This is a genomic window from Nocardioides sp. NPDC000445, assembly GCF_040300245.1.
GTDB lineage: Bacteria > Actinomycetota > Actinomycetes > Propionibacteriales > Nocardioidaceae > Nocardioides.
In genome coordinates, this window is the sequence record NZ_JBEPDH010000001.1 from 500,024 (window position 1) to 525,686 (window position 25,663).

At 69.2% G+C, this 25,663-nt stretch carries 29 protein-coding genes and 1 tRNA gene; 9 read left to right on the top strand and 21 right to left on the bottom strand.

Annotated elements, in window-relative coordinates; all coding sequences use genetic code 11:
• Positions 1 to 2 precede the first annotated feature (2 nt).
• From atpA to prmC, 9 genes are all read right to left on the bottom strand, one after another.
• Positions 3 to 1,643, bottom strand: coding sequence for a F0F1 ATP synthase subunit alpha (gene atpA, locus ABT304_RS02325; RefSeq protein WP_350713167.1), 1,641 nt, complete (start codon positions 1,641 to 1,643; stop codon positions 3 to 5).
• Between the two features lie 79 nt (positions 1,644 to 1,722).
• Positions 1,723 to 2,535, bottom strand: coding sequence for a F0F1 ATP synthase subunit delta (locus ABT304_RS02330; RefSeq protein ID WP_350713168.1), 813 nt, complete (start codon positions 2,533 to 2,535; stop codon positions 1,723 to 1,725).
• On the bottom strand, positions 2,535 to 3,071 hold the full coding sequence (locus ABT304_RS02335; RefSeq protein WP_350713169.1) for a F0F1 ATP synthase subunit B: 537 nt from the start codon (positions 3,069 to 3,071) through the stop codon (positions 2,535 to 2,537). Before ABT304_RS02335 ends, ABT304_RS02330 begins: the two co-directional genes overlap by 1 nt.
• A gap of 26 nt (positions 3,072 to 3,097) precedes the next feature.
• Entirely contained in the window at positions 3,098 to 3,310 is a 213-nt protein-coding gene (locus tag ABT304_RS02340; RefSeq protein WP_141795487.1) for an ATP synthase subunit C-like protein, read from the bottom strand.
• A gap of 76 nt (positions 3,311 to 3,386) precedes the next feature.
• On the bottom strand, positions 3,387 to 4,193 hold the full coding sequence (gene atpB, locus ABT304_RS02345; protein ID WP_350713170.1) for a F0F1 ATP synthase subunit A: 807 nt from the start codon (positions 4,191 to 4,193) through the stop codon (positions 3,387 to 3,389).
• Between the two features lie 113 nt (positions 4,194 to 4,306).
• Positions 4,307 to 4,675 carry a hypothetical protein gene (locus ABT304_RS02350; RefSeq protein WP_350713171.1) on the bottom strand — a complete coding sequence of 123 codons (369 nt, stop codon included), beginning with the start codon at positions 4,673 to 4,675 and terminating at the stop codon, positions 4,307 to 4,309.
• Positions 4,676 to 4,837: 162 nt separating this feature from the next.
• On the bottom strand, positions 4,838 to 6,013 hold the full coding sequence (locus ABT304_RS02355; RefSeq protein ID WP_160027740.1) for a glycosyltransferase family 4 protein: 1,176 nt from the start codon (positions 6,011 to 6,013) through the stop codon (positions 4,838 to 4,840).
• The gene (locus ABT304_RS02360) at positions 6,013 to 6,741 is read right to left on the bottom strand and encodes an L-threonylcarbamoyladenylate synthase (RefSeq protein WP_350713172.1); all 729 of its coding nucleotides are present in this window, start codon (positions 6,739 to 6,741) and stop codon (positions 6,013 to 6,015) included. Before ABT304_RS02360 ends, ABT304_RS02355 begins: the two co-directional genes overlap by 1 nt.
• The gene (gene prmC / locus ABT304_RS02365; RefSeq protein ID WP_350713173.1) at positions 6,738 to 7,595 is read right to left on the bottom strand and encodes a peptide chain release factor N(5)-glutamine methyltransferase; all 858 of its coding nucleotides are present in this window, start codon (positions 7,593 to 7,595) and stop codon (positions 6,738 to 6,740) included. The genes ABT304_RS02360 and prmC overlap by 4 nt, the downstream gene beginning before the upstream one ends.
• A 176-nt stretch (positions 7,596 to 7,771) precedes the next feature.
• Here prmC and ABT304_RS02370 point away from each other — a divergent pair, with 176 nt between their 5' ends.
• Complete coding sequence (locus tag ABT304_RS02370) at positions 7,772 to 8,410, top strand: sunset domain-containing protein (protein WP_350713174.1); 639 nt, start codon at positions 7,772 to 7,774, stop codon at positions 8,408 to 8,410.
• Positions 8,411 to 8,477: 67 nt separating this feature from the next.
• Here the strand turns inward: ABT304_RS02370 and prfA are convergent, their stop codons facing one another.
• From prfA to ABT304_RS02410, 8 genes are all read right to left on the bottom strand, one after another.
• On the bottom strand, positions 8,478 to 9,557 hold the full coding sequence (prfA, locus tag ABT304_RS02375) for a peptide chain release factor 1 (protein WP_160027735.1): 1,080 nt from the start codon (positions 9,555 to 9,557) through the stop codon (positions 8,478 to 8,480).
• Between the two features lie 87 nt (positions 9,558 to 9,644).
• A complete protein-coding gene (gene rpmE / locus ABT304_RS02380) occupies positions 9,645 to 9,857 on the bottom strand; it encodes a 50S ribosomal protein L31 (RefSeq protein WP_008362128.1) in 213 nt (70 codons plus the stop codon).
• Between the two features lie 132 nt (positions 9,858 to 9,989).
• On the bottom strand, positions 9,990 to 11,774 hold the full coding sequence (gene rho / locus ABT304_RS02385; RefSeq protein WP_350713175.1) for a transcription termination factor Rho: 1,785 nt from the start codon (positions 11,772 to 11,774) through the stop codon (positions 9,990 to 9,992).
• 213 nt (positions 11,775 to 11,987) lie between these two features.
• The gene (gene thrB / locus ABT304_RS02390) at positions 11,988 to 12,917 is read right to left on the bottom strand and encodes a homoserine kinase (RefSeq protein WP_350713176.1); all 930 of its coding nucleotides are present in this window, start codon (positions 12,915 to 12,917) and stop codon (positions 11,988 to 11,990) included.
• 5 nt (positions 12,918 to 12,922) lie between these two features.
• On the bottom strand, positions 12,923 to 13,990 hold the full coding sequence (thrC, locus tag ABT304_RS02395) for a threonine synthase (protein WP_350713177.1): 1,068 nt from the start codon (positions 13,988 to 13,990) through the stop codon (positions 12,923 to 12,925).
• Positions 13,990 to 15,303 (bottom strand): homoserine dehydrogenase, encoded by a 1,314-nt coding sequence (locus tag ABT304_RS02400; RefSeq protein ID WP_350713178.1) that lies wholly within the window; start codon positions 15,301 to 15,303, stop codon positions 13,990 to 13,992. Before ABT304_RS02400 ends, thrC begins: the two co-directional genes overlap by 1 nt.
• 62 nt (positions 15,304 to 15,365) lie before the next feature.
• Positions 15,366 to 16,310, bottom strand: a complete 945-nt coding sequence (locus ABT304_RS02405) for an alcohol dehydrogenase catalytic domain-containing protein (protein WP_350713179.1) — start codon at positions 16,308 to 16,310, stop codon at positions 15,366 to 15,368.
• A 69-nt stretch (positions 16,311 to 16,379) separates the two neighbouring features.
• Entirely contained in the window at positions 16,380 to 17,042 is a 663-nt protein-coding gene (locus tag ABT304_RS02410) for a hypothetical protein (RefSeq protein ID WP_160027721.1), read from the bottom strand.
• Between the two features lie 81 nt (positions 17,043 to 17,123).
• Between ABT304_RS02410 and ABT304_RS02415 the strand changes: the two genes are divergently transcribed.
• Positions 17,124 to 17,699 carry an ASCH domain-containing protein gene (locus ABT304_RS02415; RefSeq protein ID WP_350713180.1) on the top strand — a complete coding sequence of 192 codons (576 nt, stop codon included), beginning with the start codon at positions 17,124 to 17,126 and terminating at the stop codon, positions 17,697 to 17,699.
• An 88-nt stretch (positions 17,700 to 17,787) separates the two neighbouring features.
• Here ABT304_RS02415 and lysA read toward each other — a convergent pair whose 3' ends face one another.
• On the bottom strand, positions 17,788 to 19,173 hold the full coding sequence (gene lysA / locus ABT304_RS02420; RefSeq protein ID WP_160027717.1) for a diaminopimelate decarboxylase: 1,386 nt from the start codon (positions 19,171 to 19,173) through the stop codon (positions 17,788 to 17,790).
• Positions 19,173 to 20,837, bottom strand: a complete 1,665-nt coding sequence (gene argS / locus ABT304_RS02425) for an arginine--tRNA ligase (RefSeq protein ID WP_350713181.1) — start codon at positions 20,835 to 20,837, stop codon at positions 19,173 to 19,175. Before argS ends, lysA begins: the two co-directional genes overlap by 1 nt.
• Before the next feature lie 86 nt (positions 20,838 to 20,923).
• Between argS and ABT304_RS02430 the strand changes: the two genes are divergently transcribed.
• The 3 genes from ABT304_RS02430 (at position 20,924) to ABT304_RS02440 (ending at position 22,268) form a co-directional block, all read left to right on the top strand.
• A tRNA-Arg gene (locus ABT304_RS02430) sits at positions 20,924 to 20,996 on the top strand.
• 92 nt (positions 20,997 to 21,088) lie between these two features.
• Complete coding sequence (locus tag ABT304_RS02435; RefSeq protein WP_350713182.1) at positions 21,089 to 21,634, top strand: RNA 2'-phosphotransferase; 546 nt, start codon at positions 21,089 to 21,091, stop codon at positions 21,632 to 21,634.
• Positions 21,627 to 22,268, top strand: a complete 642-nt coding sequence (locus ABT304_RS02440) for an HAD family hydrolase (RefSeq protein WP_350713183.1) — start codon at positions 21,627 to 21,629, stop codon at positions 22,266 to 22,268. The genes ABT304_RS02435 and ABT304_RS02440 overlap by 8 nt, the downstream gene beginning before the upstream one ends.
• A 16-nt stretch (positions 22,269 to 22,284) precedes the next feature.
• Here ABT304_RS02440 and ABT304_RS02445 read toward each other — a convergent pair whose 3' ends face one another.
• Positions 22,285 to 22,491, bottom strand: coding sequence for a DUF4287 domain-containing protein (locus tag ABT304_RS02445; RefSeq protein ID WP_350713184.1), 207 nt, complete (start codon positions 22,489 to 22,491; stop codon positions 22,285 to 22,287).
• Between the two features lie 136 nt (positions 22,492 to 22,627).
• Between ABT304_RS02445 and ABT304_RS02450 the strand changes: the two genes are divergently transcribed.
• From ABT304_RS02450 to ABT304_RS02460, 3 genes are read left to right on the top strand one after another with little or no spacing between them, the layout of a single operon-like run.
• Positions 22,628 to 23,203, top strand: coding sequence for an acetoacetate decarboxylase family protein (locus ABT304_RS02450; RefSeq protein ID WP_350713185.1), 576 nt, complete (start codon positions 22,628 to 22,630; stop codon positions 23,201 to 23,203).
• Between the two features lie 49 nt (positions 23,204 to 23,252).
• A complete protein-coding gene (locus ABT304_RS02455; protein WP_350713186.1) occupies positions 23,253 to 23,600 on the top strand; it encodes a VOC family protein in 348 nt (115 codons plus the stop codon).
• Between the two features lie 54 nt (positions 23,601 to 23,654).
• Positions 23,655 to 23,987 (top strand): MazG-like family protein, encoded by a 333-nt coding sequence (locus tag ABT304_RS02460; RefSeq protein ID WP_160027705.1) that lies wholly within the window; start codon positions 23,655 to 23,657, stop codon positions 23,985 to 23,987.
• Positions 23,988 to 23,990: 3 nt separating this feature from the next.
• Here ABT304_RS02460 and ABT304_RS02465 read toward each other — a convergent pair whose 3' ends face one another.
• On the bottom strand, positions 23,991 to 24,752 hold the full coding sequence (locus ABT304_RS02465) for a lysophospholipid acyltransferase family protein (protein ID WP_160027703.1): 762 nt from the start codon (positions 24,750 to 24,752) through the stop codon (positions 23,991 to 23,993).
• Between the two features lie 51 nt (positions 24,753 to 24,803).
• On the opposite strand from ABT304_RS02465, the gene ABT304_RS02470 reads away from it, so the two are divergent.
• Positions 24,804 to 25,652 carry an alpha/beta fold hydrolase gene (locus tag ABT304_RS02470; protein ID WP_350713187.1) on the top strand — a complete coding sequence of 283 codons (849 nt, stop codon included), beginning with the start codon at positions 24,804 to 24,806 and terminating at the stop codon, positions 25,650 to 25,652.
• Positions 25,653 to 25,663 lie beyond the last annotated feature (11 nt).

A 25,663-nucleotide genomic window follows, 5' to 3' on the forward strand; every position in this document is an offset into this window, starting at 1 on the left:
GGTCAGCCCCGCTTCTGCTTGACGATCTGCTCCTGCTCGACGTCCTCGTCAGCGAGGGCCTCTTCCTTGGCGGAACCCGGCTTGACCGAGGCGCCGTCCGAGGTCTCGAACTGGTCGAGGAAGCTGCTGTAGGCATCGTTGAGCGCGGACTCGGTGGAGTCGTCGAACTTCAGCGACTCGCGGATCGCGGACAGGATGCCCTCGTGCGAGCGACGCAGGTAGTCGAGGAACTCCTGCTCGAACTTGAGCACGTCGGCGGTCGGGACGATGTCCAGGCGGCCGGTGGTGCCCAGCCACAGCGAGACGGTCATCTCGTCGATCGGGTAGGGCGAGTAGGCCGGCTGCTTGAGCAGCGCCATCAGCCGCTGACCGCGGGCCAGCTGCTGCTTCGAGGCCGCGTCCAGGTCGGAGGCGAACATCGCGAAGGCCTCCATCGCGCGGTACTGCGCGAGGTCGACCTTGAGCGAGCCGGTGACGCCCTTGAGCGCCTTGGTCATCGCCGCGCCACCGACGCGGGAGACCGAGACGCCGACGTCGATCGCCGGACGCTGGTTGGCCGCGAACAGGTCGGACTGCAGGAAGATCTGACCATCGGTGATGGAGATGACGTTGGTCGGGATGAACGCCGAGACGTCGTTGGCCTTGGTCTCGATGATCGGCAGACCGGTCATCGAGCCCGCGCCCATCTCGTCGGAGAGCTTCGCGCAACGCTCCAGCAGCCGGGAGTGCAGGTAGAAGACGTCACCCGGGTAGGCCTCACGGCCCGGCGGGCGGCGCAGCAGCAGCGACACGGCGCGGTAGGCCTCGGCCTGCTTGGTCAGGTCGTCGAAGACGATCAGGACGTGCTTGCCCTCGTACATCCAGTGCTGGCCGATGGCCGAGCCGGTGTAGGGGGCGAGGTACTTGAAGCCGGCGGAGTCGGACGCGGGAGCGGCCACGATGGTCGTGTACTCCAGCGCGCCGGCCTCCTCGAGGGCGCCACGCACGGAGGCGATGGTCGAGCCCTTCTGGCCGATGGCGACGTAGATGCAGCGAACCTGCTTGTCGGGGTCACCCGAGTCCCAGTTCTGCTTCTGGTTGATGATCGTGTCGATGGCGACCGTGGTCTTACCGGTCGCGCGGTCACCGATGATCAGCTGGCGCTGGCCGCGGCCGATCGGGGTCATCGCGTCGATCGCCTTGATGCCGGTGGCGAGCGGCTCGTGAACGGACTTGCGCTGCATCACGCCAGGAGCCTGGAGCTCCAGGGCGCGACGGCCGACCGTCTCGATGTCGCCGAGGCCGTCGATCGCGTTGCCCAGCGGGTCCACGACGCGGCCGAGGTAGCCGTCACCGACCGGGACGGAGAGAACCTCGCCCGTACGTCGGACCGACTGGCCCTCCTCGATCTTGTCGAAGTCGCCCAGGACGACGACACCGATCTCGCGGGTCTCGAGGTTCAGGGCGAGACCGAGGGTCCCGTCCTCGAACTCGAGGAGCTCGTTCGCCATGGCCGAGGGCAGGCCCGAGACCTGGGCGATGCCGTCGGCGGTCCGCGCGACAGTGCCGACCTCCTCGGTCTTCGCCGCCTCGGGCTTGTAGTCCGCGACGTACTTTGCCAGCGCGTCCCTGATCTCGTCGGGACGGATGGTGAGCTCCGTCATCTCTGCCTTCTCTCTCGTTCTTACGTCGAAGTCTGTGTCACACAGGGGTCATACGGCCAGTTGGGGCCGTGATGCCGGATCAGCCGGCGAGTGCTCGCTGCGCCCCGTCGAGGCGGCTGGAGATGGTGCCGTCGATGACGTCATCACCGATCGAGACCTTGATGCCGCCGACGATGGCCGGGTCGACCACGATGTTCAGGTGGACCTCGCGGCCGTACTTCGTCGCGAGGGCCGCAGCCAGGCGGGTGGTGTCCGCCTCCGAGAGCGGGGCGGCCACGCGGACGACCGCGGTGCTTTCGCCCGCGACCGCGGCGGCGACCTTCTGGTATTCACCCAGCGCGACCGTGGCGGTGCGGTAGGTGCCCGCCAGCGCCTGCTTGGTCAGGGTGACCGTCGCCGGCAGCGCCTTGCCGCCGAGAAGGTCATCGACCAGCGTGACCTTGTCCTCGGTGGTGCGAGCCGGGTCGGAGAGCGCGTCGCGCAGCTCCGGCGTCTCCTGCACGGCCTGCTGGACCGCGAACAGCTCGTCGGCGAGGCGCTTGGCCTCGCCGCCGGCGCTGCGGACCGCGGCGATCTCGCTCAGTCGCTCGATCGCATCGCTCAGGTCGCCGGCGTGCGTCCAGCGGTGCTTGACCGCCGACTCGAACACGCCGAGTCCCGTCGCGTCGACCTTCCCGCCGAACAGCTCGGCGACGAGGCCGGTCTTGGCCTCCTTCGGCACCGACGCGTCGGTGACGAAGCGGCGCAGAGCTGCCTCGCCGCGGAGGGTCTGGGAGACCTCGAAGAGGGTGTCGGCCGCCTTCGCCGCCGCCTCGGGAGAGGCGGAGACAGCGGTCTTCAGCTCCTCGGTCAGGGCGGCAACGGCGTCGGCCGACGCTCCACGGAAGTCCATCAGTGAACCCCTGCCTCGAGGTCAGCGAGGAACCGCTCGACCACACGGCTGGAACGCTCGTCGTCGTCCAGCGACTCGCCGACGATACGACCGGCGAGACCGGTGGCCAGCGAGCCGACCTCGGTCTTCAGCGACGTAGCAGCCGCCTGGCGCTCGGCCTCGATCTGCGCCTTGCCGGCGGTGATGATGCGCTCGGCCTCGGCCTGTGCCTCGGCACGAAGCTCGGCCTTGATCGCGGCGCCCTCCTCGCGAGCCTGCTCGCGGATGCGGGCAGCCTCGTGGCGGGCGTCGGCCAGCTGGGCCTCCAGCTGGGCGAGCTTGGCATCTGCCTCGGCCTGCTTGGCGTTGGCGTTCTCGATGCCACCTTCGATCGCCGCGGTTCGATCGGCGTACGCCTTCTCGAAGTTCGGAACGATGAACTTCGCAACTCCCACGAAGAGGAGGGCGATGACGATGAAACCGAGGATGATCTCCGGGACGTGCGGGACCAACGGGTTGATCTCGGTCTCCGCAGCGGTTACCTGGGTAAGGATCATGTCGGAACCTTCAGTAGTTCCCTACGTCAGCGAAGGACGAAGGCGAGAGCCAGGGAGATGATGAAGAACTGCTCACAGAGCGCGAAGCCGAGAATCGCGATCGCCTGCAGGCGGCTCTGGGCCTCCGGCTGACGGGCAACACCGGCGACGTACGCGGCGAAGATCAGACCGACACCGACACCCGGGCCGATGGCGGAGAGGCCGAGGCCGATGATTCCGAGCTGTCCCGACAGTTCCATGGGATTTCCTTCCGGTTGTGACGCGATCTGCGTCAGTTGTTGTGCGTCGACTTGGGTTGGCTGTTTAGACGAGGCGTCAGTGCTCGTCGGCGACTGCACCGGCGATGTACATCGCCGAGAGCAGGGTGAAGACATAGGCCTGCAGGAACATGATCAGCATGTCCAGGAAGGACACGAAGATGCCGAGCAGGAAGGCGAAGACGCCGGCGGTGATGCCCTGCCACACCGGGGTGTAGTGCAGGATCAGCCAGGCGCCGCCGATGGAGAAGAGCGCCACCAGCAGGTGGCCGGCGAACATGGTCGCGAAGAGACGGATCGCCAGCGTGAACGGGCGGACCACGATGTTGGAGAGGAACTCCAACGGGACCATCATGAGAAGGATCGGGCCGCTCACGCCGCTGGGCACGGTCTGGAGCTTGAGGTAGCCGACGAAACCGTGCTTCGCGATGCCGACGATGTTGTAGATCAGCCAGGTGATGACCGCCAGGGCCGCCGTGTAGCCGATGTGCGACATCGTGGGGAACTGGACGAACGGGATGATCCCGTAGAAGTTGTTGATGATGATGAAGATGAAGACCGTGAAGAGGTACGGCACGAACCTCATGTAGTCCTTCGACCCGATGATGTCGCGGGCGATGGAGTTGCGGACCATCCCGTAGACGTATTCACCGGCGAACTGCAGACGGCTCGGAACCACGGCGGCCTTGCGGGAGGCGGCGTAGAAGAAGCCGAAGCCGATCACGACGGACAGCAGGACCAGGAGACTCACCTTGGTCAGGGCCCAGTCGCCGGACCCGACGATCGGCGGAAGGAAGAAGTCCGCGGGCCCCGGGATATGAGGCCCCGACTCCGACGCCATAACGGTGGCGGCAAGCGACTTCACGCTGTCTCCTGTTTGTTCGAACTTACGATTCTGGGTGGCGAGCCTCTGAGGCTCGGGCATCATCCCGGCGGCCGCCCCCGACGGCCCGGACGATATCAGGCGCTACTGACGGGTCACGAGTCTGCCCCGGGCAGGTCGAAGAGCGGGATTCGCTCGCGTCGCACCAGGAACGCGAACGTGGTCGTCCAAGCGATGGTGAGCGCCATGACCGAGAAGGCTGCCGGACGTACGACAGCGTCTCCCCCGGTCTGCGAGACGACCAGCAGGACAACGAAGAGAACCATGCCTGACAGCGTGAAAACACCGACAGCGGCGGGCAACGACAGCGCGGGCGACTTCGCCGCGATCCAGAACATCGCCCAGGAGCCGACCGCCAGCACGACAACGGTGGCGATCGATCCGATCGCAGCACCGGTCAGACCATCGGTCCCGGCAAGAACAAAGGCCACCGCGAGGGCCGCGAGCACAGCAACTGCGGACACTGCGGCAGAACCTCGCAGCACCTTGGACTTGCTGGTTGCGGTCGTCATCGTCGGCGGCCGTTCTCTCTGGGGGCATTTCACGTGTTCAGGAGCGTGTCCTGAACGCTCGTGAAAACTATCACAAGCGTCTTTGGGTGCCCTAATTGATCGATCAAGGCTCCGCTACCGGGGCTGGTTCTCCAGCGGGGTGAGGTCCTCGGGGACCTCGAGGAGCTTGTCGGTGCGCTCGCCGCGGATCTTCGGGAGGACGAAGGTGAGGAGCACGATGAGGGCGGTCGCGACGACGACGCCGACGATGACGACGGGGCCGCGGTAGAGGGTCACGAAGACGGAGCCGAAGGACATCAGGCCGGCCCAGAGCCACATGATCAGCACGGCACGGCGCTGGGAGTGGCCGATCTCCAGAAGGCGGTGGTGGAGGTGCTTCTTGTCGGCGGCGAAGGGTGACCGGCCGGCGCGGGTGCGGCGTACGACGGCCAGCACGAGGTCGACGAGGGGGACCACCAGGATCGTCAGGGGTAGCAGCAGCGGCAGGAAGGTCACCAGGAGCGCGGTGGAGGCGTCGAAGGCGTTCACGTTCAGCCCGCCGGCGTTGTAGGAGCCCGAGAGGGTGACCGCGCTGGCGGCGAGGATCAGACCGATCAGCATCGAGCCGCTGTCCCCCATGAACAGCCGGGCGGGATGCCAGTTGTGGATGAGGAAGCCGACGCAGGCCCCGGCGAGGGCGACGGTCAGCAGAGCCGCGGTCGAAGCGCGGCCGATGTCGTTGATCCGGGTGAACTGGTAGCAGAACAGGAAGAGCGCCAGGGCGCCGATACCGACGACCCCCGCGGCCAGACCGTCGAGTCCGTCGATGAAGTTGACGGCGTTGACCACGGTGATCACCACGAGCCCGGTGAGCAGCGCGCCCTGGGCGGGGTCGATCGAGAACTGGGTGCCGTCGGGGAACGTGATCAGGCTGTACTGGAGGTTGAAGCCCACCAGGATCGCCGTCGCCAGCACCTGACCACCCAGCTTGGTGAGGGCGTCGAGCTCGAAGATGTCATCGACGACGCCGACGATGCAGATCAGCGCGCCGGCGAGGATCACCACGCCGGTGTCCTGGAGCACGAAGTCCGGCGCATCGGCCAGGAACGGCAGCTCGCGGGCGACCAGGTAGGCGGCGACGAGGCCACCCAGCATCGCCACGCCACCCATGTAGGGGATCGGAACGGCGTGTACGTCGCGGTCGCGGACCTTCGCGACGGCCCCCGTGCGCATCGCGAACTCGCGGGCGACGACCGTGAGCAGGTAGGTCACCACGGCGGCGACCAGGAAGAGGAGGACGTAGGCGCGCATCAGGCTTCTGTGTCAGCGTCCGTGGCGGGCGTGTCGGTGTCGGTCACGGACGGGTCCGGATCACCCGGTCGGCGGATGGCGACATCGTGCGGGGCGAGGATCTCGTTGATCCGATCGATGCTGATCGCGCCCTCCCGGAGGACCTTCGGCTCGTCACCGGTGGCGGAGATGATCGTGGACGCCTCGCCGACCGGCGACTCGCCCCCGTCGATGATGGCCTTGACCATCTTGCCGAGCATCTCGTCGGCCTGGTCGGCGTTGGTGGCGGCGGGCTTCGTGGTGCGGTTGGCCGAGCTGGTCGCGAGCGGACCGACCCGGTCGATGATGCGACGCAGGATGTCGGAGTCGGGGATGCGTACGGCCACCGTCTGGCGGGCCTCGCCCAGGTCCCACTGCAGCGACGGCTGCTGGTGGAACACGACCGTCAGCGCACCGGGCCACAGCTCCTCGACGAGGCTGCGCGCCCAGTCGGGGATCCGTGTCGCGAGGGCGTCGAGGGTGGCGACGTTGGAGATCAGCACGGGCGGCGGCATCGAGCGGCCTCGGCCCTTGGCAGCGAGCAGACCGGCCACGGCGCCCTTGTCGAACGCGTCGGCGGCGATGCCGTAGACCGTGTCGGTCGGTACGACCACGAGCTCGCCGGCCTGAAGGGCAGCCACAGCAGCATCGATCGCCTCGGTCTGCTCGTCCTCGGTCGCGATCGGGTAGCGCTCAGTCACAGTGCTCATGTTGCCAGTTGTGCGGTCGTGAAGCGCGGACGGCCTGCCAGATCGAGGTGATCGCGTACGTCCTGCCATCGTCCGGTGGCGGCGAAGACCGCCGGGGCTCCACCGTTCTGACCGTCCGGTCCCTGCTCGTCGGCGTGCTCGAAGCCGACCACTCCCCCGGGCTTGAGCAGCTCGGCGGCCCGCCGTTCCAGCACGCGGATCGCGTCCAGCCCGTCCTGCCCGGAGAAGAGCGCGAGGTCCGGGTCGTGGTCGCGCGCCTCGGCCGCGACCGACTCCCAGGCCTCGAGGGGGATGTACGGCGGGTTGCAGACGAGCACGTCGACGCTGCCGTCCAGGTCGGTGAACGCCTCGGCCATGTCGCCCTGTCGCAGGTCCACACCGGTGCCGGTCAGGTTGCGTACGGCCCAGGGGTAGGCGTCCTCGGAGAGCTCGACCGCGTGCACCTCGGCGCCCGGGACCTCATCGGCGATGCTCTTCGCGATCGCTCCCGATCCCGTGCAGAGATCGACGATGACGGGCTGGTCGATGGTCGCCGCCCGGTCGATCGCCCAGCCCGCGAGCAGCTCGGTCTCGGGCCGGGGCACGAAGACGCCAGGACCGACGGTGAGCTCGACGTGCCGGAAGTACGCCACCCCGGTCAGGTGCTGCAACGGCTCGCGCTCCGCGCGGCGGGCGAGCAGGTCCGCGTAGGCCTTCTCGTGATGCTCTGCCACGTCGTCGACGAGGAAGAGGCGGTTGCGGTCGGTGTCGAGGACGTGGGCCAACAAGATGGCCGCATCGGCGTCGGGGCTCGCGACTCCGGCCTCTGCGAGCTGCTTTCGGGCACTTGCCAGAAGTGTGCGCGGGGCGGTCATGGGCAACTGCTCCTGAATGTGTTAGTCATGCTTTACCCGGCTGAGGGTAACGTTCGGGCGCCTCGACGGTTCTTCCGGTCATATCGGGGGACGCGGGACTGGCCGCCACACCTCGTCGGGCGCCGTGCTGCCCCACCATCACACCCGAGATCTCCCCCGGAAGGAAACATCACCCCATGAAGTGGCTCTTGCTGCTTGCACTCATCCTCGTCCTCGCCCTCCTGATCTGGTTCTTCTTCGGACGGCCAGTCCGCAAGGACGCCAAGGTCGCACACCGAGCGGACGACGAGACCCCGGCAGCCGAGGCAACCACTGCGCCCGTCGCCGCTGCCGCCGTCCCGGCCGAGGCCTCCGTGGCTGAGGCTCCCGCAGCTGAGGAGCCCGCGGCCGAAGAGTCCACCGAGGCTCCTGTCGAGGCCGAGGTCGCCGAGACGGCCACCGACGACGTGACCGAGGCGGACACCGCTGCTGTCGTCGCGGAGGCCGAGAGCGTCACCGCCGCTGCCGCCGCTGAGCCCGAGACAGCCGAGGCTCCGGCCGCGGAGGCTGACGTGGCGGCCGAGCCGGAGGCAGCCCCGGCCGCCGAGGCGCCCGCCGGCACCAACGGCGCTCCCTACGCCGGCGCCGTGCTGCCGGCCGCTGACGGAAGCAGCTCGGATGCTGCGTACGACATCAAGGGCAGCAGCGGGAAGAAGTACCACACGACGGCGAGCCCCTACTACGGCCGCACGAAGGCAGCCGTCTACTTCGACTCCGAGGAGTCGGCCAAGGCGGCCGGCTTCGTCGTGGGCTTCAAGAAGAAGGCCAACGCCTGACCTGCACAGACAGACGTCGAAGGTCGCAGTCACTCGGTGACTGCGACCTTCGGCGTTGTGGCTGTCCTCAGGAGTCGAGGGAGGCCAGGCGGGCCGCCAGATCGGCGTCCACGGCGCTGCCGATCACCGGCTCCAGGTCGCCGTCGAGGACCTGGTCGAGGTTGTAGGACTTGTAGCCGGTGCGGTGGTCGGAGATGCGGTTCTCCGGGAAGTTGTAGGTGCGGATGCGCTCGGAGCGGTCGACGGTGCGCACCTGCGAGCGGCGGGCGTCGGATGCTTCCGCGTCGGCAGCGTCCTGGGCTGCCTGGAGGAGGCGCGAGCGGAGCACGCGCATGGCCTGCTCCTTGTTCTGCAGCTGCGACTTCTCGTTCTGCATCGAGACGACGATGCCGGTGGGGATGTGGGTGATCCGGACCGCCGAGTCGGTGGTGTTGACCGACTGGCCGCCGGGACCCGAGGAGCGGTAGACGTCGATGCGGAGGTCGTTGTCGTTGATCTCGACATCGATCGGCTCGGCCTCGGGAACCACCAGGACACCGGCGGCAGAGGTGTGCACGCGGCCCTGCGACTCGGTGACCGGCACCCGCTGGACGCGGTGTACGCCGCCCTCGAACTTGAGCAGCGCGTAGGGCGCCCGGCCGGGCTCGGGGGTCCCCTTCGCCTTCACCGCGACGGTGACCGACTTGTAGCCACCGAGATCGGACTCGTTGGCGTCGAGGAACTCGAGCTTCCAGCCCTGGCGCTCGGCGTAGCGCGTGTACATCCGCAGCAGGTCGCCGGCGAACAGCGCCGACTCCTCGCCGCCCTCCCCCGACTTCACCTCGAGGATGGCGTCCTTGTCGTCGGTCGGGTCACGCGGCACGAGCAGGCGGCGCAGCCGCTCCTCGGCCTCCTCGCGCTGGGGAACCAGCGCGTCGGCCTCCTCGGCGAACGCGGGGTCCTCCCCCGCCAGCTCGCGGGCGGCCTCGATGTCGTCACCGAGCTGCTGCCAGGAGTGGTAGGCGTCGATGATCGAGCTCAGCTCGGCGTACCGCTGATTGAGCTTCTTCGCCAGGCGCGCGTCGGCGTGGGTCTCGGGCTCGGCGAGCCGCTTCTCCAGCCCCTGGTGCTCCTCGATCAGCCCTTCGACTGCTTCAAACTGTGACATCTCCGCCTCGCTTCGTACGCCTGTGAAACCCTCCAAACACGCCAGCGCCGGCCACCCGCGGATGCGGGGGCCGGCGCTGAGAAGCAGCTACTTGTTGCGCTTGCCGAAGCGAGCCTCGAAGCGAGCCACGCGGCCGCCGGTGTCGAGGATCTTCTGCTTGCCCGTGTAGAACGGGTGGCAGTTGGAGCACACGTCGGCGCGGATGGCGCCCTCGGCCACCGTGCTGCGGGTGGTGAACGAGTTGCCGCAGGTGCAGGTGACCTGGGTCTCGACGTAAGTCGGATGGATGTCGGACTTCATGAGGTTCCTCTCAAGACATGGGGTTCCGGGTCGCCACCGCAGGTTGCGGGACGTGAACCGGCACCGAGGATTCAGTGTATGTGAACGCCTGGGGCCGCCAATAATTCCCGGGGCCCCAGGCGTGCTGAGCGATCAGCTCTTCGCAACCTCGTTGAGCAGCACCATGTTGGTGGCGGAGCCGGCGACCTTCTCGACCAGGACCGAGGCGGCCTTGGCACCGTCGAGCGTGGCCAGCGAGGCGCGCAGCTTGCGCACCGCGTCGCCCTCGCCACCGGCGAAGAGCAGGTCGTCGCGGCGGGTGCCGGAGGCGTTGACGTCGACGGCGGGGAAGATCCCGGCCTCCGCGTAGTCCTCGCTCAGGCGCAGCTCGGAGTTGGCGGTGTCCTTGAACGCGTCGAAGATGATCTCGTCGGTCTTGGAACCGGTTTCGACCGCGGCCGTGGCCAGGATGGTCAGCGAGCCGCCGTCCTCGACGTTGCGGGCCGCACCGAAGAACCGCTTGGTCGGGTAGAGCGCCGCGGAGTCGACGCCGCCACCGAGGATCCGGCCCGATGCCGGGACGGAGAGGTTGTACGCCTTGCCCAGGCGGGTCAGCCCGTCGAGCAGGACGACCACGTCGTGACCGAGCTCGACCAGGCGCTTGGCCCGCTCGATGGCCAGCTCGGCGACCACGGTGTGGTCGGCGGGCTGACGGTCGAAGGTGGAGGCGATGACCTCGCCCTTGACGCTGCGCTCGAAGTCGGTGACCTCCTCCGGGCGCTCGTCGACGAGCACCACCATCAGGTGGCACTCGGGGTTGTTGGCGGTGATCGCTCCGGCGATCGCCTGCAGGACGGTCGTCTTGCCAGCCTTCGACGGCGAGGCGATCAGGCCGCGCTGGCCCTTGCCGATCGGCGAGATCAGGTCGATGACCCGCCCGGTGACCGGGTCGGAGCCGCCTTCGAGGCGGAGCCGCTGGTCGGGGTGGACCGGGGCGAGCTTGTCGAACTCGACGCGGTGCCTGGCGACCTCGGGGTCGGCACCGTTGACCGAGTCGATGCGCACCATCGGGTTGTACTTCTCCTTGCGCTCGCCCTCACGGGGCTGGCGCACCTGGCCGACGATCGCGTCGCCACGGCGCAGGCCGAGGCGCTTGACCAGCGACAGGGAGAGGTAGACGTCGTCGGGACCGGGCAGGTAGCCCGAGGTGCGGACGAAGGCGTAGTTGTCGAGTACGTCCAGGATGCCCGCCGCGGGCACGAGCACGTCGTCCTCGAGGACGGTCGTGTCCGGCTCGCCGCGGCCCGGGCGGTTGCGGTCGCGGTCGCGGCCACGGCGCCGGCGGTTGCGGCGGCTGCCACCCTCGCCGTCGTCATCGCCCGCGTCGTCGGCCGAGTCGGCCGGCCGCTCCTTCTGGGCGTCCTCGTTCTTCTTCTCGGCGGCAGGCTGGCCGGCCTTCGCCGGACCCTTGCTCTGGCCACCCCCGGCGGGCTGACCGGACTGACCGGGCTGGCCGCCCTGGCCACCCTGGCCGCCGCTCTTGTTCTGGTTCTGGTTGCGCTGGCGACGCGGGCGCTGGGTGCCCTCGTTGCCGGCGTCAGCAGCCTCGGCGGACTTCTCCGCGGGCTTCTCGGCCTTCTCGGCCGGCTTCTCTGCGGTCTTCTCCGCAGGCTTCTCAGCGGCAGGCTTCTCAGCGGCAGGCTTCTCGGCAGCAGGCTTCTCGGCGGCGGCAGGCTTCTCGGCCCTCTCCGCCGGCGCCGACTGTGCCCGGCTGCTCTGCGCAGCCTTGATCGCGTCGATCAGCTGGGCCTTCTTCATCGAGTTCGCCCCGGTGATACCCATACCGTTCGCCATCGCCTTGAGGTCGGCGAGGAGCATTCCGCCAAGGCCACCGCGCTTCTTCGGGGCTGCGTTCGGCTCCGGCGCAGTGGATTCCATGGTTTCAGTCACGTGAGTCCTTTCCCACGTATCGCCGATCGGCGTACGACGCCGACGGCTCGTTTGTCAGAACCCCTGACGCGCCGATGCGCGCCAAACGAAGTGGCACGGCGCGAAAGGGGGATAGCACATTCACAGGCCTGAACGGCCCAACGGATGTATGCCCAGGCTAACACGCATGGCACCCCTCACAGCAGGGGCCCGGAAGGCGGGTCAGAGGATGCGTACGCCGTCCATGTCGACGCTCAGCGCATGGCACGTCCAGCCCTCGGGACAGCGGGCGGAGAGCTTGCTCGTCTCGGCGGACTCGACCCCGCTGCTGAACGCCAGGACCGTGGGCCCGGCGCCGGAGACGATCGCGGCGACGCCGTCGGCGCGCAGCTCGTCGACCAGGGCGAGCGACTCCGGCATGGCTGGCCGGCGGTACTCCTGGTGCAGGAAGTCGCGGGTGGCGCGGTGCAGGTGCTCGGGCGCATCGCTCAGCGCCGCGACCAGGAGGGCCGTACGTCCGGCATCGGCCGCCGCGTCGGAGTGCGGGACGGTGTCGGGCAGCAGCCCGCGGGCGGCCTTGGTCTCGACGCCGGTCGCGGGGACGAAGACCACGACGCTGACCCTCGGGTCGACGGCGGTGCGCACGGCGAAGAAGCCGTCGTCGTCACCCGCGATCGTGAAGCCGCCGTGGAAGGCGGGGGCCACGTTGTCGGGGTGGCCCTCGATCTCGGCGGCCTTCTGGAAGAGGGTGTCGTCATCGAGGATCAGCTCTCCCCCGGCGACCAGCGCGCGAGCGAGCACGAGGCCGCCGATGATCGCGGCCGAGGACGAGCCCAGCCCACGCGCGTGCGGGATCCGGTTGCGGCAGTGCAGCCGCAGACCGGCCGGCTGCTTGCCGATGATGTCGAAGGCGGCCCGCATGGAGCGTACGACGAGGTGGGACTCGTCGAGCGGGACCGTGCCCTCGCCCGCGCCCTCGACGGTGATCTCCAGGTCCCCGCCGGGCACGCGGTGGATCGAGCTTGTCGAGATCACCTCGCCGGTGAGCTCGTCACGCAGGTCGAGCGCCAGCCCCAGCGAGTCGTAGCCGGGGCCCAGGTTGGCGGAGGTGGCCGGGACGGTGACGGTCACCGGGCCTTCTACGAACGTCATGGGTGTTACGCGAGTCCTGCTGCTGCCGCCGCGGCCTCGAGGTCGGCGTCGATGATGATCTCGGGCAGCTCACCGAAGAACTCCAGCGCCGTGGCGGTGTCCTTGAGCCCGTGGCCGGTGACGGTGATGACCGTGGTGGCGCCGGCGTAGGTCTCCCCCGCCTCGAGGTCGGCGAGGAGCCCGGCGACACCGGCCGCCGAGGCCGGCTCGACGAAGACGCCGTCGTTGCGGGCGAGCAGCGACTGGGCGGTGAGGATCTGCTCGTCGGAGAGCGCGCGGAAGCGGCCACCGGACTTGGCGGCCGCGGCCTCAGCGAGCTGCCACGAGGCCGGGTTGCCGATGCGGATCGCGGTCGCCTTGGTCTCGGGGTGCTCGACGGGGTGGCCGAGCACGAGCGGCGCCGCACCCTCGGCCTGGAAGGCCCGCATGACCGGGGTCTTGGTGGCGTGGCCGGCCGCGGCGTACTGCTCGTAGCCGAGCCAGTAGGCCGACAGGTTGCCGGCGTTGCCGATGGGCATGAGGTGGTAGTCGGGGGCGTCGCCGAGACGGTCGACGACCTCGAACGATGCCGTCTTCTGGCCCTCGAGGCGGACCGGGTTGACCGAGTTGACCAGCGCGACCGGGTAGCTGTCGGCGAGGGCGCGGGAGAGCTTGAGGCAGTCGTCGAAGTTGCCGCGTACCTTGACCACCTCGGCGCCGTGGACCAGCGCCTGGGCCATCTTGGCGGCACTGATCTTGCCGTTGGGGACGAGCACGACCGGGGTGATCCCAGCCTTGGCCGCGTAGGCGGCCATCGAGGCCGAGGTGTTGCCGGTCGAGGCGCAGACCACGGCCTTGGCGCCCTCATGGACGGCGACGGAGATGGCCGCAGTCATGCCGCGGTCCTTGAACGAGCCGGTCGGGTTCTGGCCCTCGACCTTCAGCCACACCTCACCCTTGGCGGCGGCGGAGAGCCACTCGGAGTGGACCAGCGGAGTGCCGCCCTCGCCGAGCGTGACCGCCTTGGTGTCCTGGGGAATGTCGAGGAGCGTGCGATATTCCTCGATCACACCGCGCCACTGGCCGTTGGTCATCAGACTGCTCCTTCTACGCGCATCACCGAGGCGACGTCGCGGACGAACTCCATCTCGCGCAGGTGCTGCACGGTCGCCGCGAGCGCGGCATCGGGGGCCTCGTGGGAGACGACGACGAGCTGGGCGTCCTCTCCCCTGCCTTCTTGGCGTACGGCCTTGATCGAGACGCCGTGCTCGGAGAAGGCGGTAGCGACGGCGGCGAGCACGCCGGCCTTGTCGGCCACGTCGAGGCTGACGTGGTAGCGGGTGACGGTCTCGCCCATCGGGCGCACCGCGCGGTCGGCGTAGGCGGACTCGCCGAAGCCACGGGTGCCGAGGACCTTGTTGCGGGCGATCGTGACCAGGTCGCCCAGGACGGCGCTCGCGGTGGGATCGCCGCCCGCGCCCTGGCCGTAGAACATCAGGTCGCCGGCCGAGGCGGACTCGACGAAGACGGCGTTGTAGGCGCCGCGTACGGTCGCCAGCGCGTGGGTGCGCGGGATCATCACCGGGTGGACCCGCACCGAGACGTCGTCGTCCTCGAGCTCGGCGATCGCGAGCAGCTTGACGACGCTGCCCATGGCCTTGGCCGAGGCGACGTCACCGGCGGTCACCTCGGTGATGCCCTCGCGGTAGACGTCGCTGGCGGTCACCCGGGTGTGGAAGGCGAGGCTCGCCAGGATGGCGGCCTTGGCGGCGGCGTCGAAGCCCTCGACGTCGGCGGTCGGGTCGGCCTCCGCGTAGCCCAGCTCCTGGGCCTCGGCGAGGGCCTCCTCGAAGCCGGCACCGTAGGTGTCCATCTTGTCGAGGATGTAGTTGGTGGTGCCGTTGACGATGCCCATCACCTTGGTGACGTGGTCGCCGACGAGCGAGTCGCGCAGGGGGCGCAGGATCGGGATCGCACCCGCGACCGCGGCCTCGTAGTAGAGGTCGGTGCCGGCCTTCTCGGCGGCCTCGTAGAGCGTCGGGCCGTCCTCGGCGAGCAGCGCCTTGTTGGCGGTGACGACGCTGGCGCCGCTCTCCAGCGCCTTGAGGATGAGACCGCGGGCCGGCTCGATGCCGCCGATCACCTCGACCACGAGGTCGACGTCGTCGCGGGCGACCAGGCCCTGGGCATCCGTGGTGAGCAGCTCCGCGGGCACCTCGACGTCGCGCGGAGCGTCGAGGCGGCGTACGGCCACGCCCCTGACCTCCAGCGGCGCACCCACTCTGGCGGCGAGATGCCCGTCGCCCTCGAGCAGGAGTCGGACCACCTGGGACCCCACCACACCGCAGCCGAGGACGGCGACGCCCAGGGGCTCGACGGCGTGCGCGGTCGTCTTGTTGCTGCTCACGCGCCCAAGGGTATCCGGGACAGGCTCCAGGGTCCGACTTCCGCTCTAGGCGCGGACACCTCTCACGTCAGGAGCACGACCTTGCCGGTGGTCTCCCGGGCCTCGAGCGCACGATGGGCGGCCGCGGCCTCGGCGAGCGGGAAGGCGGAACCGACGTACGGCGTGCGGGAGCCGTCCGCGGCGGCCTCGAGCGAGGCCTGCTCGAACTCCTTGATCCGGCCCTGGACCCAGGGGCCGAGGATGTCGATGATCTTCGCGGCGCCCTCGTAGCCGTCCTGGTCTCCGGAGAAGCGGACCATCCTCCCCTCCGGCGCGAGGTGGGCGTAGACCTGCCTGGGTACGTCACCACCGAGCCCGTCGAGAAGGACCGTGACCCGGGGCTCCTCGGCGCGGAGCCGCTCCTGCCAGCCGTCCGTGCGGTAGTCGATGGCCGTCTGCGCGCCGAAGCCGCGGGCGATCTCGAGCTTGGCGCCGGAGCCCGCGAGCCCGACCGCGCGGGCGCCCGCGTTGCGGATGCCCTGGAGCAGGATCGCGCCCATGCCGCCGGCCGCCGAGGTGACCACGACGACGTCGTCGGGACCGATCTGGGCGGCCTCGAGAACCGCGGCCGAGGTGCGTCCGGTGCCGATCGCAGCCACGGCCTCGGCCGACTCCAGCCCGTCGGGACGCCGGTAGAGCTGCGTCTCGTCGGCGACCGCCAGCTCGGCGTACCCGCCGCTGCTTCCCGGACCGAGATGCGCGACGACCTTCGCGCCCCGCCAAGCCTCGTCGACGCCCTCACCGAGCTCGTCGACCACACCGGCGACCTCGCGGCCGGGAGTCATCGGGAGCTCCGGACGCGGCATCGTCGGCGGCAGGTCGCCCGCTCGGATCGAGGTGTCGAGACGGTGGATGCCCGCGGCCTCCACCCTGATGCGTACCTGGCCAGGACCTGGTGTCGGTTCGGGTACCTCCTCGAGTCGCAGGACCTCCGGGCCGCCGAACTCGTGCTGTCTGATCGCTCGCATGCGGCAAGTCAACCTGCTCAAGTTGACTTGAGGTCAAGGGCTTTCCCCAAGCCTTGGAGGAACTCAGCCTCAGGCAAGCTCCGGGATCGGCCGGAGCACCGCTGCGACATCACGCGCCAGACGTACGCGACGGAGCAGCTCCTCCGCGTCCGGCTCCACGTCGGTGGTGACCGTGATGGCGTCGTCGCGGGCCACCACCCACAGTCGCTCGTCCACGACATGGCTGGCGAACCGGGACAGCGAGCGCGCATGCTCCTCGTCGGCGGCGATGACGGCACCGTCGGGGGTGGTCACGTTGGTCTTGGCTCGAAACTCCGGAGGGAAGAAGATCGGCGTCGGCACCCGGCCGGTGCCGGTGTTGCCCGAGCCGGGCGAGAGCCCGATCATCGCGGCCGTCTTGGGCAGGTGGGCGGGGACCCGCACCACCACCCAGCGGGCCGGGCGCCAGGGACCCTTCCCGGGGGACGCCTTGCCGTGCCAGTACTCGACGAGGATCCCGTCGCAGGTGCCGTCGACGACGAGGTCGCAGCGTTCGGCGCGTACGTCCGGCCCCAGCACCTCCCACCGCACCGGCCGCTGCGCGGCGGCCTTGCCGGTCACCACCGTCCAGCCGAACGTGTGCGCCGCCGAGGACACGCTGTCCCGCCGCTCCTTCGTCAGCCGGGCGACGGACGCTCGCGGCGCCTGGGACGGCGCCGCGAGCGTCCGTTCTGAATAGACCCCCCGCGGCATGCGCCCCATCGTAGGACCCCGGACCCCAGGATTTCGGGAAGGCGAAACCGAATTTCGTGTGCCACGCGGTTTGATGGGTGCGTGCTGTTCCCCAACGCCGACCTCGAACGCATCCGCACCGGCGAGGTCGACCTCGCCTTCCGCCGCTGGAAACGTCCGATGCATGTCGCCGGCGGCCGGCAGCGCACCCGGATGGGCGTGGTCGAGTTCGTCTCCGTCTCGCCGGTGTCGTGCGACACGCTGACCGACGAGGACGCCCGCCGGGCGGGCACGACCCTGGACGACCTGCTCGCCTTTCTGTCCCGCAAGGACGGCGAGGTCTACCGGATCGAGATGCGCTTCGCCGGCGAGGACGAGCGGGTCGCGCTGCGCACCAAGCGCCCGGGAAAGACCGAGACCGCCACGCTGGTCGCGAAGCTGGCCGACATGGACCGGCGCAGCCGCCGCGGCCCGTGGACGCGGGAGCACCTGGAGCTCATCGAGGCTCGGCCCGGTGAGCTGGCCGAGACCATCGCGGCCTCGATCGGGCGGGAGAAGAAGCCGTTCAAGGCCGACGTCCGTCGCCTCAAGGAGCTCGGCCTCACCGAGTCCCTCCCTGTCGGCTACCGCCTCTCACCGCGCGGGCGGGCGGTCCTGCGCGCACTCCGATCCAGCTGAGACGTCACTCCCGTCGGCCGAGACGTCGCGCCCGCTGGTCGAGTGGGCATCGACGTGCCCACTCGACCGACGCATGTGACGTCTCGACCTAGCCCAGATCGGTGGCGAAGAGGTCGTCCTCGGTCTCGCGGCGCACGATCACCCGGGACTCACCGTCACGGACGGCGACGACCGGCGGCCGCAGGGCGTGGTTGTAGTTGGAGGCCATCGAGCGCCCGTAGGCACCGGTGCCCGGGACCGCGATCAGATCACCGGGAGCGATGTCGGCGGGCAGGAACTCGTGCTTGACCACGATGTCGCCGGCCTCGCAGTGCTTGCCGACGACGCGGCCGAGCACGGGCCCGGCTGACGAGGACCGGCCGGCGAGGGTGGCGGAGTAGTCGGCGTCGTAGAGAGCTGTACGGATGTTGTCGCTCATCCCGCCGTCGACGCTCACATAGGTGCGGGTGACGCCGCCGTCGAGGGCGACCTCCTTGACCGTGCCGACCGTGTAGACGGTGCACATCGAGGGGCCAACGATGGCCCGGCCCGGCTCGATCGAGAGGTGCGGCACCGCGAGACCGAAGCCACGGCACTCGTGCTCGACGATCGCGGTGAGCTCCTCGGCCAGGGCCTTGGGCGTCGCGGGGTCGTCCTGGGTGGTGTAGGCGATGCCGAAGCCACCGCCGAGGTCCATCTCGGGCAGCTCGGTGCCGAGCTCGTCCCGGATCCGCGCCTGCAGCGCCAGCACCCGCCGGGTGGCGACCTCGAAGCCGGAGGAGTCGAAGATCTGGGAACCGATGTGGGAATGGAGCCCGCGCATCTCGACGTTCGGGGCCTCCAGCAGCCGGCGTACGGCCTCGAAGGCGTCGCCGGAGGAGATCGAGAAGCCGAACTTCTGGTCCTCGTGGGCGGTGGCGATGTATTCATGGGTGTGGGCCTCGACGCCGGCGGTCACCCGCACCATCACCCGGGCGGTGATGCCGGTCTCGGCGGCGATCGCGGCGACCCGCTCGACCTCGTGGAAGGAGTCGACGATGATCCGTCCGACGCCCGCGACGATCGCCCGGCGCAGCTCCATCGGGGTCTTGTTGTTGCCGTGGTAGCCGATCTTGGCCGGGTCGACCTCGGCGCGCAGCGCGACCGAGAGCTCGCCGTTGGAGCAGACGTCGAGGCAGAGCCCCTCCTGCGCCACCCAGCGCGCCACCTCGGTGCACAGGAACGCCTTGCCGGCGTAGTAGACGTCGTAGCCGGTGAACGCGTCACGGAACGCGCGGGCGCGCTCGCGGAAGTCAGCCTCGTCCAGGACGTACGCCGGTGTGTTGACGTTCGCGACCAGGTCGGGCACCGCGACGCCACCGACGGTGAGGACACCGTCGGTCTTCTCGGCCGTCGCCGACCACAGCGCCGGCACGAGGGCGTTGACGTCGTCAGGGGTCTTCAGCCAGACCGGAGAGGTGCCGGTGAACGAGCCGGGAGAGGTGTGGCCGGCCATCACATGCGCTCCGGTGCCGAGACGCCGAGCAGGCCGAGGCCGTTGGCGAAGACGGTGCGGGCGGCGGAGACGAGCGCCAGCCGGGCCAGGTTGACGGGCGCCACCGGCTCGTCGCCCTTGGGCAGCATCCGGCAGTCGTCATCGTCGTACCAGCGGTGGAAGATCCCGGCGGTGTCCTCCAGGTAGCGGGCGACGCGGTGCGGTTCGCGCAGCTCGGCGGCCGTCGCGACCACCCGCGGCAGCTCGGCCAGCGCACGCAGCAGCTCGCCCTCGCGCTCGTGGACGAGCAGCGACGGGTCGAAGGTCTCGAGGTCGATCGCCATGCCGAGGTCGGCGGCGTTGGCCATCATCCGGCAGGTGCGCGCGTGGACGTACTGCACGTAGTAGACCGGGTTGGCGCTGTCGGCCTTGGCCCACAGGTCGAGGTCGATGTCGATGTTGGAGTCGCTGGAGTAGCGGGCCAGCGCGTAGCGGGCCGCATCCACCCCGATCGCCTCGACGATGTCGTCGATCGTGACCACGGTGCCGGCACGCTTCGACATCCGCATCGGTTGGCCGTCCTTGAGGAGGTTGACCATCTGGCCGATCAGGATCTCGAGGTTCTCGTGGGGCGTGTCGCCGAAGGCGGCGCACATCGCCATCATCCGGCCGACGTAGCCGTGGTGGTCGGCGCCCAGCATGATGAAGCAGCGGTCGAAGCCGCGCTCGCGCTTGTCGAGGTAGTAGGCGAGGTCGCCGGAGAAGTAGGCGCCGTTGCCGTCGGCCTTGATGACGACGCGGTCCTTGTCGTCACCGAACTTCTCGGTCGCCAGCCAGATCGCACCGTCCTTCTCGTAGACGTTGCCGAGCTCGCGGAGCTTCTCGATGGCGCGCTCCACGGCCCCGGACTTGTGGAGGTTGTCCTCGTGGAAGTAGACGTCGAAGTCGACGTTGAAGTCGTGCAGGCTCTGCTTGATCTCGGCGAACATCAGCTCCACGCCGATCGACCGGAAGACCTCCTGCGGGTCGTCGCTCTCGAGCGCGTTCGGCTCCTTGGCGAGGACCTGCTTGGCGATCTCTTCGATGTACGCACCGCCGTAGCCGTCCTCCGGGACCGGCTGCCCCTGGGCCCAGGCGAGCAGACTCCGCGCGAAGCGGTCGATCTGGCCGCCGTGGTCGTTGAAGTAGTACTCCCGGGTGACCTCGGCGCCGGAGGCCTCCAGGACACGACCGAGCGCGTCCCCGACCGCGGCCCAGCGGACACCACCGAGGTGCAGCGGGCCGGTCGGGTTCGCCGAGACGAACTCCAGGTTGATGTTGTGGCCGGCGAAGGTCTCGTTGTTTCCGTACGCAGCCCCGGCGGCGACGATCTCACCCGCCAGCTTGCCCTGGGCCCCGGCCTCGACCGAGATGTTCAGGAAGCCCGGGCCGGCGATCTCGACGTCCGCGATCCCGTCGGTCGCCTTCAGCTTCTCGGCGACCTGCTCCCCCAGCGCGCGCGGGTTCATCCCCGCCTTCTTGGCCAGCTGCAGCGCCACGTTGGTGGCGTAGTCGCCGTGGCCCTTCTGCCGGGGTCGCTCCACCGTGACAGTGCTCGGAACGCCGTCGGGAAGGGTGATCGCACCCTCATCGACGAGCGCGGTGAGGACATCGACGACCGCGGTGGAAAGCTGCTCAGGAGTCACGGGGTCCAGCGTATAAGCGCCAGTCGGTTTCACCGTTATCCGTCCCAGCCTGTAGGGTTCCATCTGCACTGCTCGAGCAGTGCATCGCCTCCGTAGCTCAGGGGATAGAGCGCCGGTTTCCGGTACCGTAGGCCGCAGGTTCGATTCCTGCCGGGGGCACAGATGAGACCGCTGGGTGACCAGCGGTTTCTCTCGTTTTCGCAGATAACCGGCAGCGGGCGAGGCCGGCTGCATGCCACTCTGTAGCCAGCATGAACACGACTGACGTACGCCGCTCCAAGCGGCTCTCACAGGTGCTGAGGCACCGCCCCGAGTCGGTGGGCATCGAGCTGGACCCACACGGCTGGGTCGATCTGCCCTCCCTCCTCGACGCTCTCGCCGCCCACGGCTCCCCGATGACTCGCGATGACATCGATCGAGTCGTACGCGGCAACGACAAACAGCGCTTCGAGGTCGACGCAACACTCGACCGGATCCGGGCGAGGCAAGGACACACCGTCGAGGTGGACCTGGACCTCACTCCCTCCGAACCGCCGGAGGTGCTCTTCCACGGCACGCCACGCGCCAACATCGACTCGATCCTCGCCTCCGGCCTCGACCGGCGCCGGCGCCATCACGTCCATCTCTCCCCCGACCGCGCGACCGCAGAGCGCGTCGGTGCCCGCCGCGGCGACTTCGTCGTCTTCCATGTCGACGCGGCCACGATGCATGCCGACGGGCTCACCTTCTGGCGCACCGACAACAACGTCTGGCTGACGGACGCAGTCCCGCCGAACAGGTTGAGTCTCGATGACTGAGGCCCCGATCGCTCACGTGGTCTTCGACGCCGACGGCGTCCTGCAGCATCTCCCCGGAGGCTGGCATGCCGCCGTTGCGCCGCTGCTCGGCGACCGTACCGAAGAGATCCTGCAGGCTGCCTGGGCTGCCGAGGCACCGATGCTCACCGGAGGCGACGGCGACTTTCGCGCAGTGCTGGCCGGCGTGCTCCTGGAGCACGGCGCCGCGGCGTCGGCCGAGGAGGTCTATGTCGCCGCGTGGGGTTCGGTCCAGACCGACCACGAGACGGCCGATGTCGTACGCCGGGTGCGCGCCGCCGGTTACGGAGCCCATCTCGGAACCAATCAGGCCTCACATCGCAGCGCTCTCATGCGCACCGAGCTCGGTTACGACGACCTCTTCGACGTGAGCTGCTACTCGTACGAGCTCGGTGTCGCCAAGCCGGATCCGAGATTCTTCCTGCTGGCCGCGGGCCGCATCGGGGCCGAGCCGCACGAGATCCTGTTCATCGACGACAGTGTTCGCAACATCGTGGCGGCGCGATCGGTCGGCATGGCGGCGCTTCACTGGTCCTTCGACCCCGATGCGGGAGCCGAGCACACCGGCCAGGCCGGACTCGTCGATAGGCTGGCTGCTCACGGCGTGCATCTGTGACCCGGGCCCGCCGAGTTCACAGACCCTCGGCGAGCGTGTGGGCGACCAGCGCGTTGGCGTGACCGTGGCCCAGGGCGTACTCGCTCTTCAGATGCTTCACGAGCTCCATGTGCTTGGTGATCCCGCTGTCGCGGATGATCTGCTGCCACTCCGCGACCGGGCGGCCGTACTTCTTCTCGATGGACGGGAAGTAGGCGGCGGGGCCCTTCACCTGGTCGGTCATCTCTGGTCTCCTTGAGTAAAACGTGGCGACGATCGCCACACGCCTACGCGTCGAACCGAGCATGACCGCTTCGACACGGACCACAACAGAAATTCGGGAGACCCACGTGACCAGCTATCCCCCAGCCCCTTGGCACATGCACGGATCGATGTGGCTCTCGGTCTACCGGCTCGCCCACGACGTCGACGAGCAGCACCCGAAGGGCATCTACGCCGTCGCACTGGTCGACTACACCGACCCGAGCCCGCTGACCTACCACGAGCTCCTCTCCGCCCGGGTGATCACCGCCTCCAACGGGAAGAAGGCGGTGAGCGTCGTCGACATCTGGGTGGACTCCCCCGACTCCGTGGCCGGCGGGCGTACGTTGTGGGCGATCCCGAAGGGGCTGGCCAAGTTCAGCGGAGGCTCGTCCACCAAGGGGCCGCTGGCCACCCACACCTGGGAGGCGAGCTCCGACGACGGTCCGATCGCGACGGCGAAGTTCAACGACGTCACCCAGGTCGCCCCGCGCGTGCCGATGCAGGGCAACGTGGAGCAGCCCGGCATCGAGGAGCACCCCGACACCGCCTGGCTCACCATGAAGGGCCGCGCCAAGCTCCTGCCCGCGCGCGGCAGCTGGAACTTCGACCCCGACGGCCCGCTCGCCTACCTGCGCGACGCCACCAAGCTCGGCTCCTTCCGCGGCAAGGGCTTCGAGGTCGACTTCGGCTGAGCCTTCGACCGCGCGAGAGTGTCGGTGGTCGCGGGTAGCGTCGAGGGGCATGAATGCACTCCACATCGACTACCTCGAGCTCGGGGTCACCGACCTCCCGAGCTCCCGCACCTTCTACGAGTCCGCCTTCGGCTGGTCCTTCAACGACTACGGCGGGATGTACGCCGGGATCGTCGGACCCGACGGCAAGGACGAGAACGGCGGGATGTACGCCTCCGAGACCCCCGTCGCCCCGCTCCCGCTGATCCGCACGGCCGATCTGGAGGCCGCGGTCGCGGCCGTCGAGAAGGCCGGCGGCACGATCACCGAGGCGCCCTACGACTACCCCGGCGGGCGTCGGTTCAACTTCACCGACCCGTCCGGAAATCGGCTCGGGGTCTATCAGCCTGCCGAGTAGCCCCGATATCTAAGGCTCGACCGGATTACCGGGAGCGCCCTAGACTCCGACCGCATGACCGACGCTACGCCGGCTCTGCTCGCGTATCTGTCCCGGTGGCTCGATGAGTCCCAGGGCGATCGCGACGCGGAAGCCGTTCTCTGGGGGAGAGTCGCGAAGGTGAGCGAAGAGGCAGGCGAGGCAATCGCCGCACTCATCGGCGCCACCGGGCAGAATCCCCGCAAGGGCATCACCCACAGCTACGACGACGTCGTCGAAGAGCTCCTCGATGTTGCGATCACCGCGATGACCGCGGTCGAGCACATGACCGGCAACGACGCGAGATCGCTCGGACTCTTCCACGAGAAGGTGGGAGCCGTCGCCGAGCGTGCCGGCGCCCCCACCTAGGGGCTAGGACTTCCGCTTCGCGGCCTTCCGCTGAGCGCGCAGCCTGCGCTCCTCGGCGTACATCGCCTCGGCCTCCTCGAGCGTGGGGGCAGACCCGCCGTACGCCTTCGGCAGCCACCACGAGCCCGGGGGCTGCTCATCGGCTGGGTGCGCCTTGATCAGCCGGTCGAGCATGGCCTCCATCTGCGCCTTGAGCGCAGCGGTCTCGGCGGCCGGGTCCTCCCCGGTCACCGGCAGGGGCGGGCCGATCTCGATGCCGATGGTCTTGTGGCGCGACAGGTCGACCTTCTGACCCTTGGTCATGATCCGCTGGGTGCCCCACAGCACGACGGGGATCAGCGGGACCCCGGCGTCGGCGGCAATACGTACGGTGCCGGTCTTGAGGTCCTTGATCAGGAACGAGCGGGAGATCGTGGCCTCGGGGAAGATCCCGACGATCTCACCGTTCTGGAGATACTCGACGGCCTTCTTCATCCCGGCCGCGCCGTAGCTGCGGTCGATCGGGATGTGATGGAACGAGCGCATCACCGGGCCCCCGACGGGGTGGTCGAAGACCTCCTTCTTGGCGATGAAGCGGGTCAGCCGGCCGCGCTCCGCCCCGGGGAATCCGGCCATGATGTAGTCCACGAAGGAAAGGTGGTTGACCGCCAGCAGGGCACCGCCCTTCTCGGGGATGTGCTCCACGCCGGTCATGTTGATCTTGATGTCGCCGAGCTTGAACCAGGTGCGAGCCGCGGCGATCGTGACCGGATAGCTGATGTCCATGGGCGAATCGTGTCACGTCGGTCTTAACTCCGCCGGACTAGCCTCGCCCACGTGAGCAGCCTTTACGTGACAACGACCGACGGACTCCGGCTGGCCGTCACCGACTTCGGGTCTCCCGGCGACACCCGCCCGACGCTGGTCTGCGTCCACGGCTACCCCGATAACGCCAGCGTCTGGCTCCCGTTGGTGAGGATCCTCGGCAGCGAGCTGCGGATCGTGACCTACGACGTACGCGGCCACGGCAGCTCGCAGGCACCGGCCAGGCGCGAGGGCTATCTGATCGAGCAGCTCAACGCGGATCTGCAGTCCGTCATCGACGCAGTCAGCCCGTCGGCGCCGGTGCATCTGCTCGCCCACGACTGGGGCTCGACCCAGACCTGGGAGGCGGTCGCCGGCAACGTGCCGTCCGAGCGGATCGCGTCGTTCACCTCGATCTCGGGACCGAGCCTCGACCAGACCGGCGCCTGGCTGCGTACGCCGGCACGGACCGCCCGTGGCGTCCTCGAGCGTCTCAAGCAGGGTGCCGAGTCGACCTACATCGGGTTCTTCCAGGCGCCGCTGCTCCCCGAGCTCGCCTGGCGCTCCGGGTTCCTCGACCGGATCGTCGGCGGCTCGGCCGTGGACCGCACCCAGGCCGACCGGATCAACGGGCTCGAGCTCTACCGCGCCAACGCGATCGCCCGGATGGGACACCCGCAGCCACGGCCGGTCACCGTCCCGGTACAGGTCATCGCCCCGACCGGTGACGTCTACGTCAGCCGGGCGCTGGCGACCGAGGCACCGCAGCCGTACGTCGCGGACCTGACGATCCGCGAGGTCGCCGGCTCACACTGGGTGGTCGCCGATCATCCCGAGCGGATCGCTCCGCTGGTGCGCGACTTCGTGGCCGCGCACCAGTGACTCAGCCGATC

What these genes read in the sequence shown, in the direction of transcription:
- atpA (WP_350713167.1), bottom strand. Translation starts at nt 1,643, where the DNA reads ATGACGGAGCTCACCATCCGTCCCGACGAGATCAGGGACGCGCTGGCA.
- ABT304_RS02330 (WP_350713168.1), bottom strand. Translation starts at nt 2,535, where the DNA reads ATGGACTTCCGTGGAGCGTCGGCCGACGCCGTTGCCGCCCTGACCGAG.
- ABT304_RS02335 (WP_350713169.1), bottom strand. Translation starts at nt 3,071, where the DNA reads ATGATCCTTACCCAGGTAACCGCTGCGGAGACCGAGATCAACCCGTTG.
- ABT304_RS02340 (WP_141795487.1), bottom strand. Translation starts at nt 3,310, where the DNA reads ATGGAACTGTCGGGACAGCTCGGAATCATCGGCCTCGGCCTCTCCGCC.
- ABT304_RS02355 (WP_160027740.1), bottom strand. Translation starts at nt 6,013, where the DNA reads ATGCGCGCCTACGTCCTCCTCTTCCTGGTCGCCGCCGTGGTGACCTAC.
- ABT304_RS02360 (WP_350713172.1), bottom strand. Translation starts at nt 6,741, where the DNA reads ATGAGCACTGTGACTGAGCGCTACCCGATCGCGACCGAGGACGAGCAG.
- prmC (WP_350713173.1), bottom strand. Translation starts at nt 7,595, where the DNA reads ATGACCGCCCCGCGCACACTTCTGGCAAGTGCCCGAAAGCAGCTCGCA.
- ABT304_RS02370 (WP_350713174.1), top strand. Translation starts at nt 7,772, where the DNA reads ATGAAGTGGCTCTTGCTGCTTGCACTCATCCTCGTCCTCGCCCTCCTG.
- prfA (WP_160027735.1), bottom strand. Translation starts at nt 9,557, where the DNA reads ATGTCACAGTTTGAAGCAGTCGAAGGGCTGATCGAGGAGCACCAGGGG.
- rpmE (WP_008362128.1), bottom strand. Translation starts at nt 9,857, where the DNA reads ATGAAGTCCGACATCCATCCGACTTACGTCGAGACCCAGGTCACCTGC.
- rho (WP_350713175.1), bottom strand. Translation starts at nt 11,774, where the DNA reads ATGGAATCCACTGCGCCGGAGCCGAACGCAGCCCCGAAGAAGCGCGGT.
- thrB (WP_350713176.1), bottom strand. Translation starts at nt 12,917, where the DNA reads ATGACGTTCGTAGAAGGCCCGGTGACCGTCACCGTCCCGGCCACCTCC.
- thrC (WP_350713177.1), bottom strand. Translation starts at nt 13,990, where the DNA reads ATGACCAACGGCCAGTGGCGCGGTGTGATCGAGGAATATCGCACGCTC.
- ABT304_RS02405 (WP_350713179.1), bottom strand. Translation starts at nt 16,310, where the DNA reads ATGCGAGCGATCAGACAGCACGAGTTCGGCGGCCCGGAGGTCCTGCGA.
- ABT304_RS02410 (WP_160027721.1), bottom strand. Translation starts at nt 17,042, where the DNA reads ATGCCGCGGGGGGTCTATTCAGAACGGACGCTCGCGGCGCCGTCCCAG.
- lysA (WP_160027717.1), bottom strand. Translation starts at nt 19,173, where the DNA reads ATGGCCGGCCACACCTCTCCCGGCTCGTTCACCGGCACCTCTCCGGTC.
- ABT304_RS02435 (WP_350713182.1), top strand. Translation starts at nt 21,089, where the DNA reads ATGAACACGACTGACGTACGCCGCTCCAAGCGGCTCTCACAGGTGCTG.
- ABT304_RS02440 (WP_350713183.1), top strand. Translation starts at nt 21,627, where the DNA reads ATGACTGAGGCCCCGATCGCTCACGTGGTCTTCGACGCCGACGGCGTC.
- ABT304_RS02445 (WP_350713184.1), bottom strand. Translation starts at nt 22,491, where the DNA reads ATGACCGACCAGGTGAAGGGCCCCGCCGCCTACTTCCCGTCCATCGAG.
- ABT304_RS02450 (WP_350713185.1), top strand. Translation starts at nt 22,628, where the DNA reads ATGCACGGATCGATGTGGCTCTCGGTCTACCGGCTCGCCCACGACGTC.
- ABT304_RS02455 (WP_350713186.1), top strand. Translation starts at nt 23,253, where the DNA reads ATGAATGCACTCCACATCGACTACCTCGAGCTCGGGGTCACCGACCTC.
- ABT304_RS02460 (WP_160027705.1), top strand. Translation starts at nt 23,655, where the DNA reads ATGACCGACGCTACGCCGGCTCTGCTCGCGTATCTGTCCCGGTGGCTC.
- ABT304_RS02465 (WP_160027703.1), bottom strand. Translation starts at nt 24,752, where the DNA reads ATGGACATCAGCTATCCGGTCACGATCGCCGCGGCTCGCACCTGGTTC.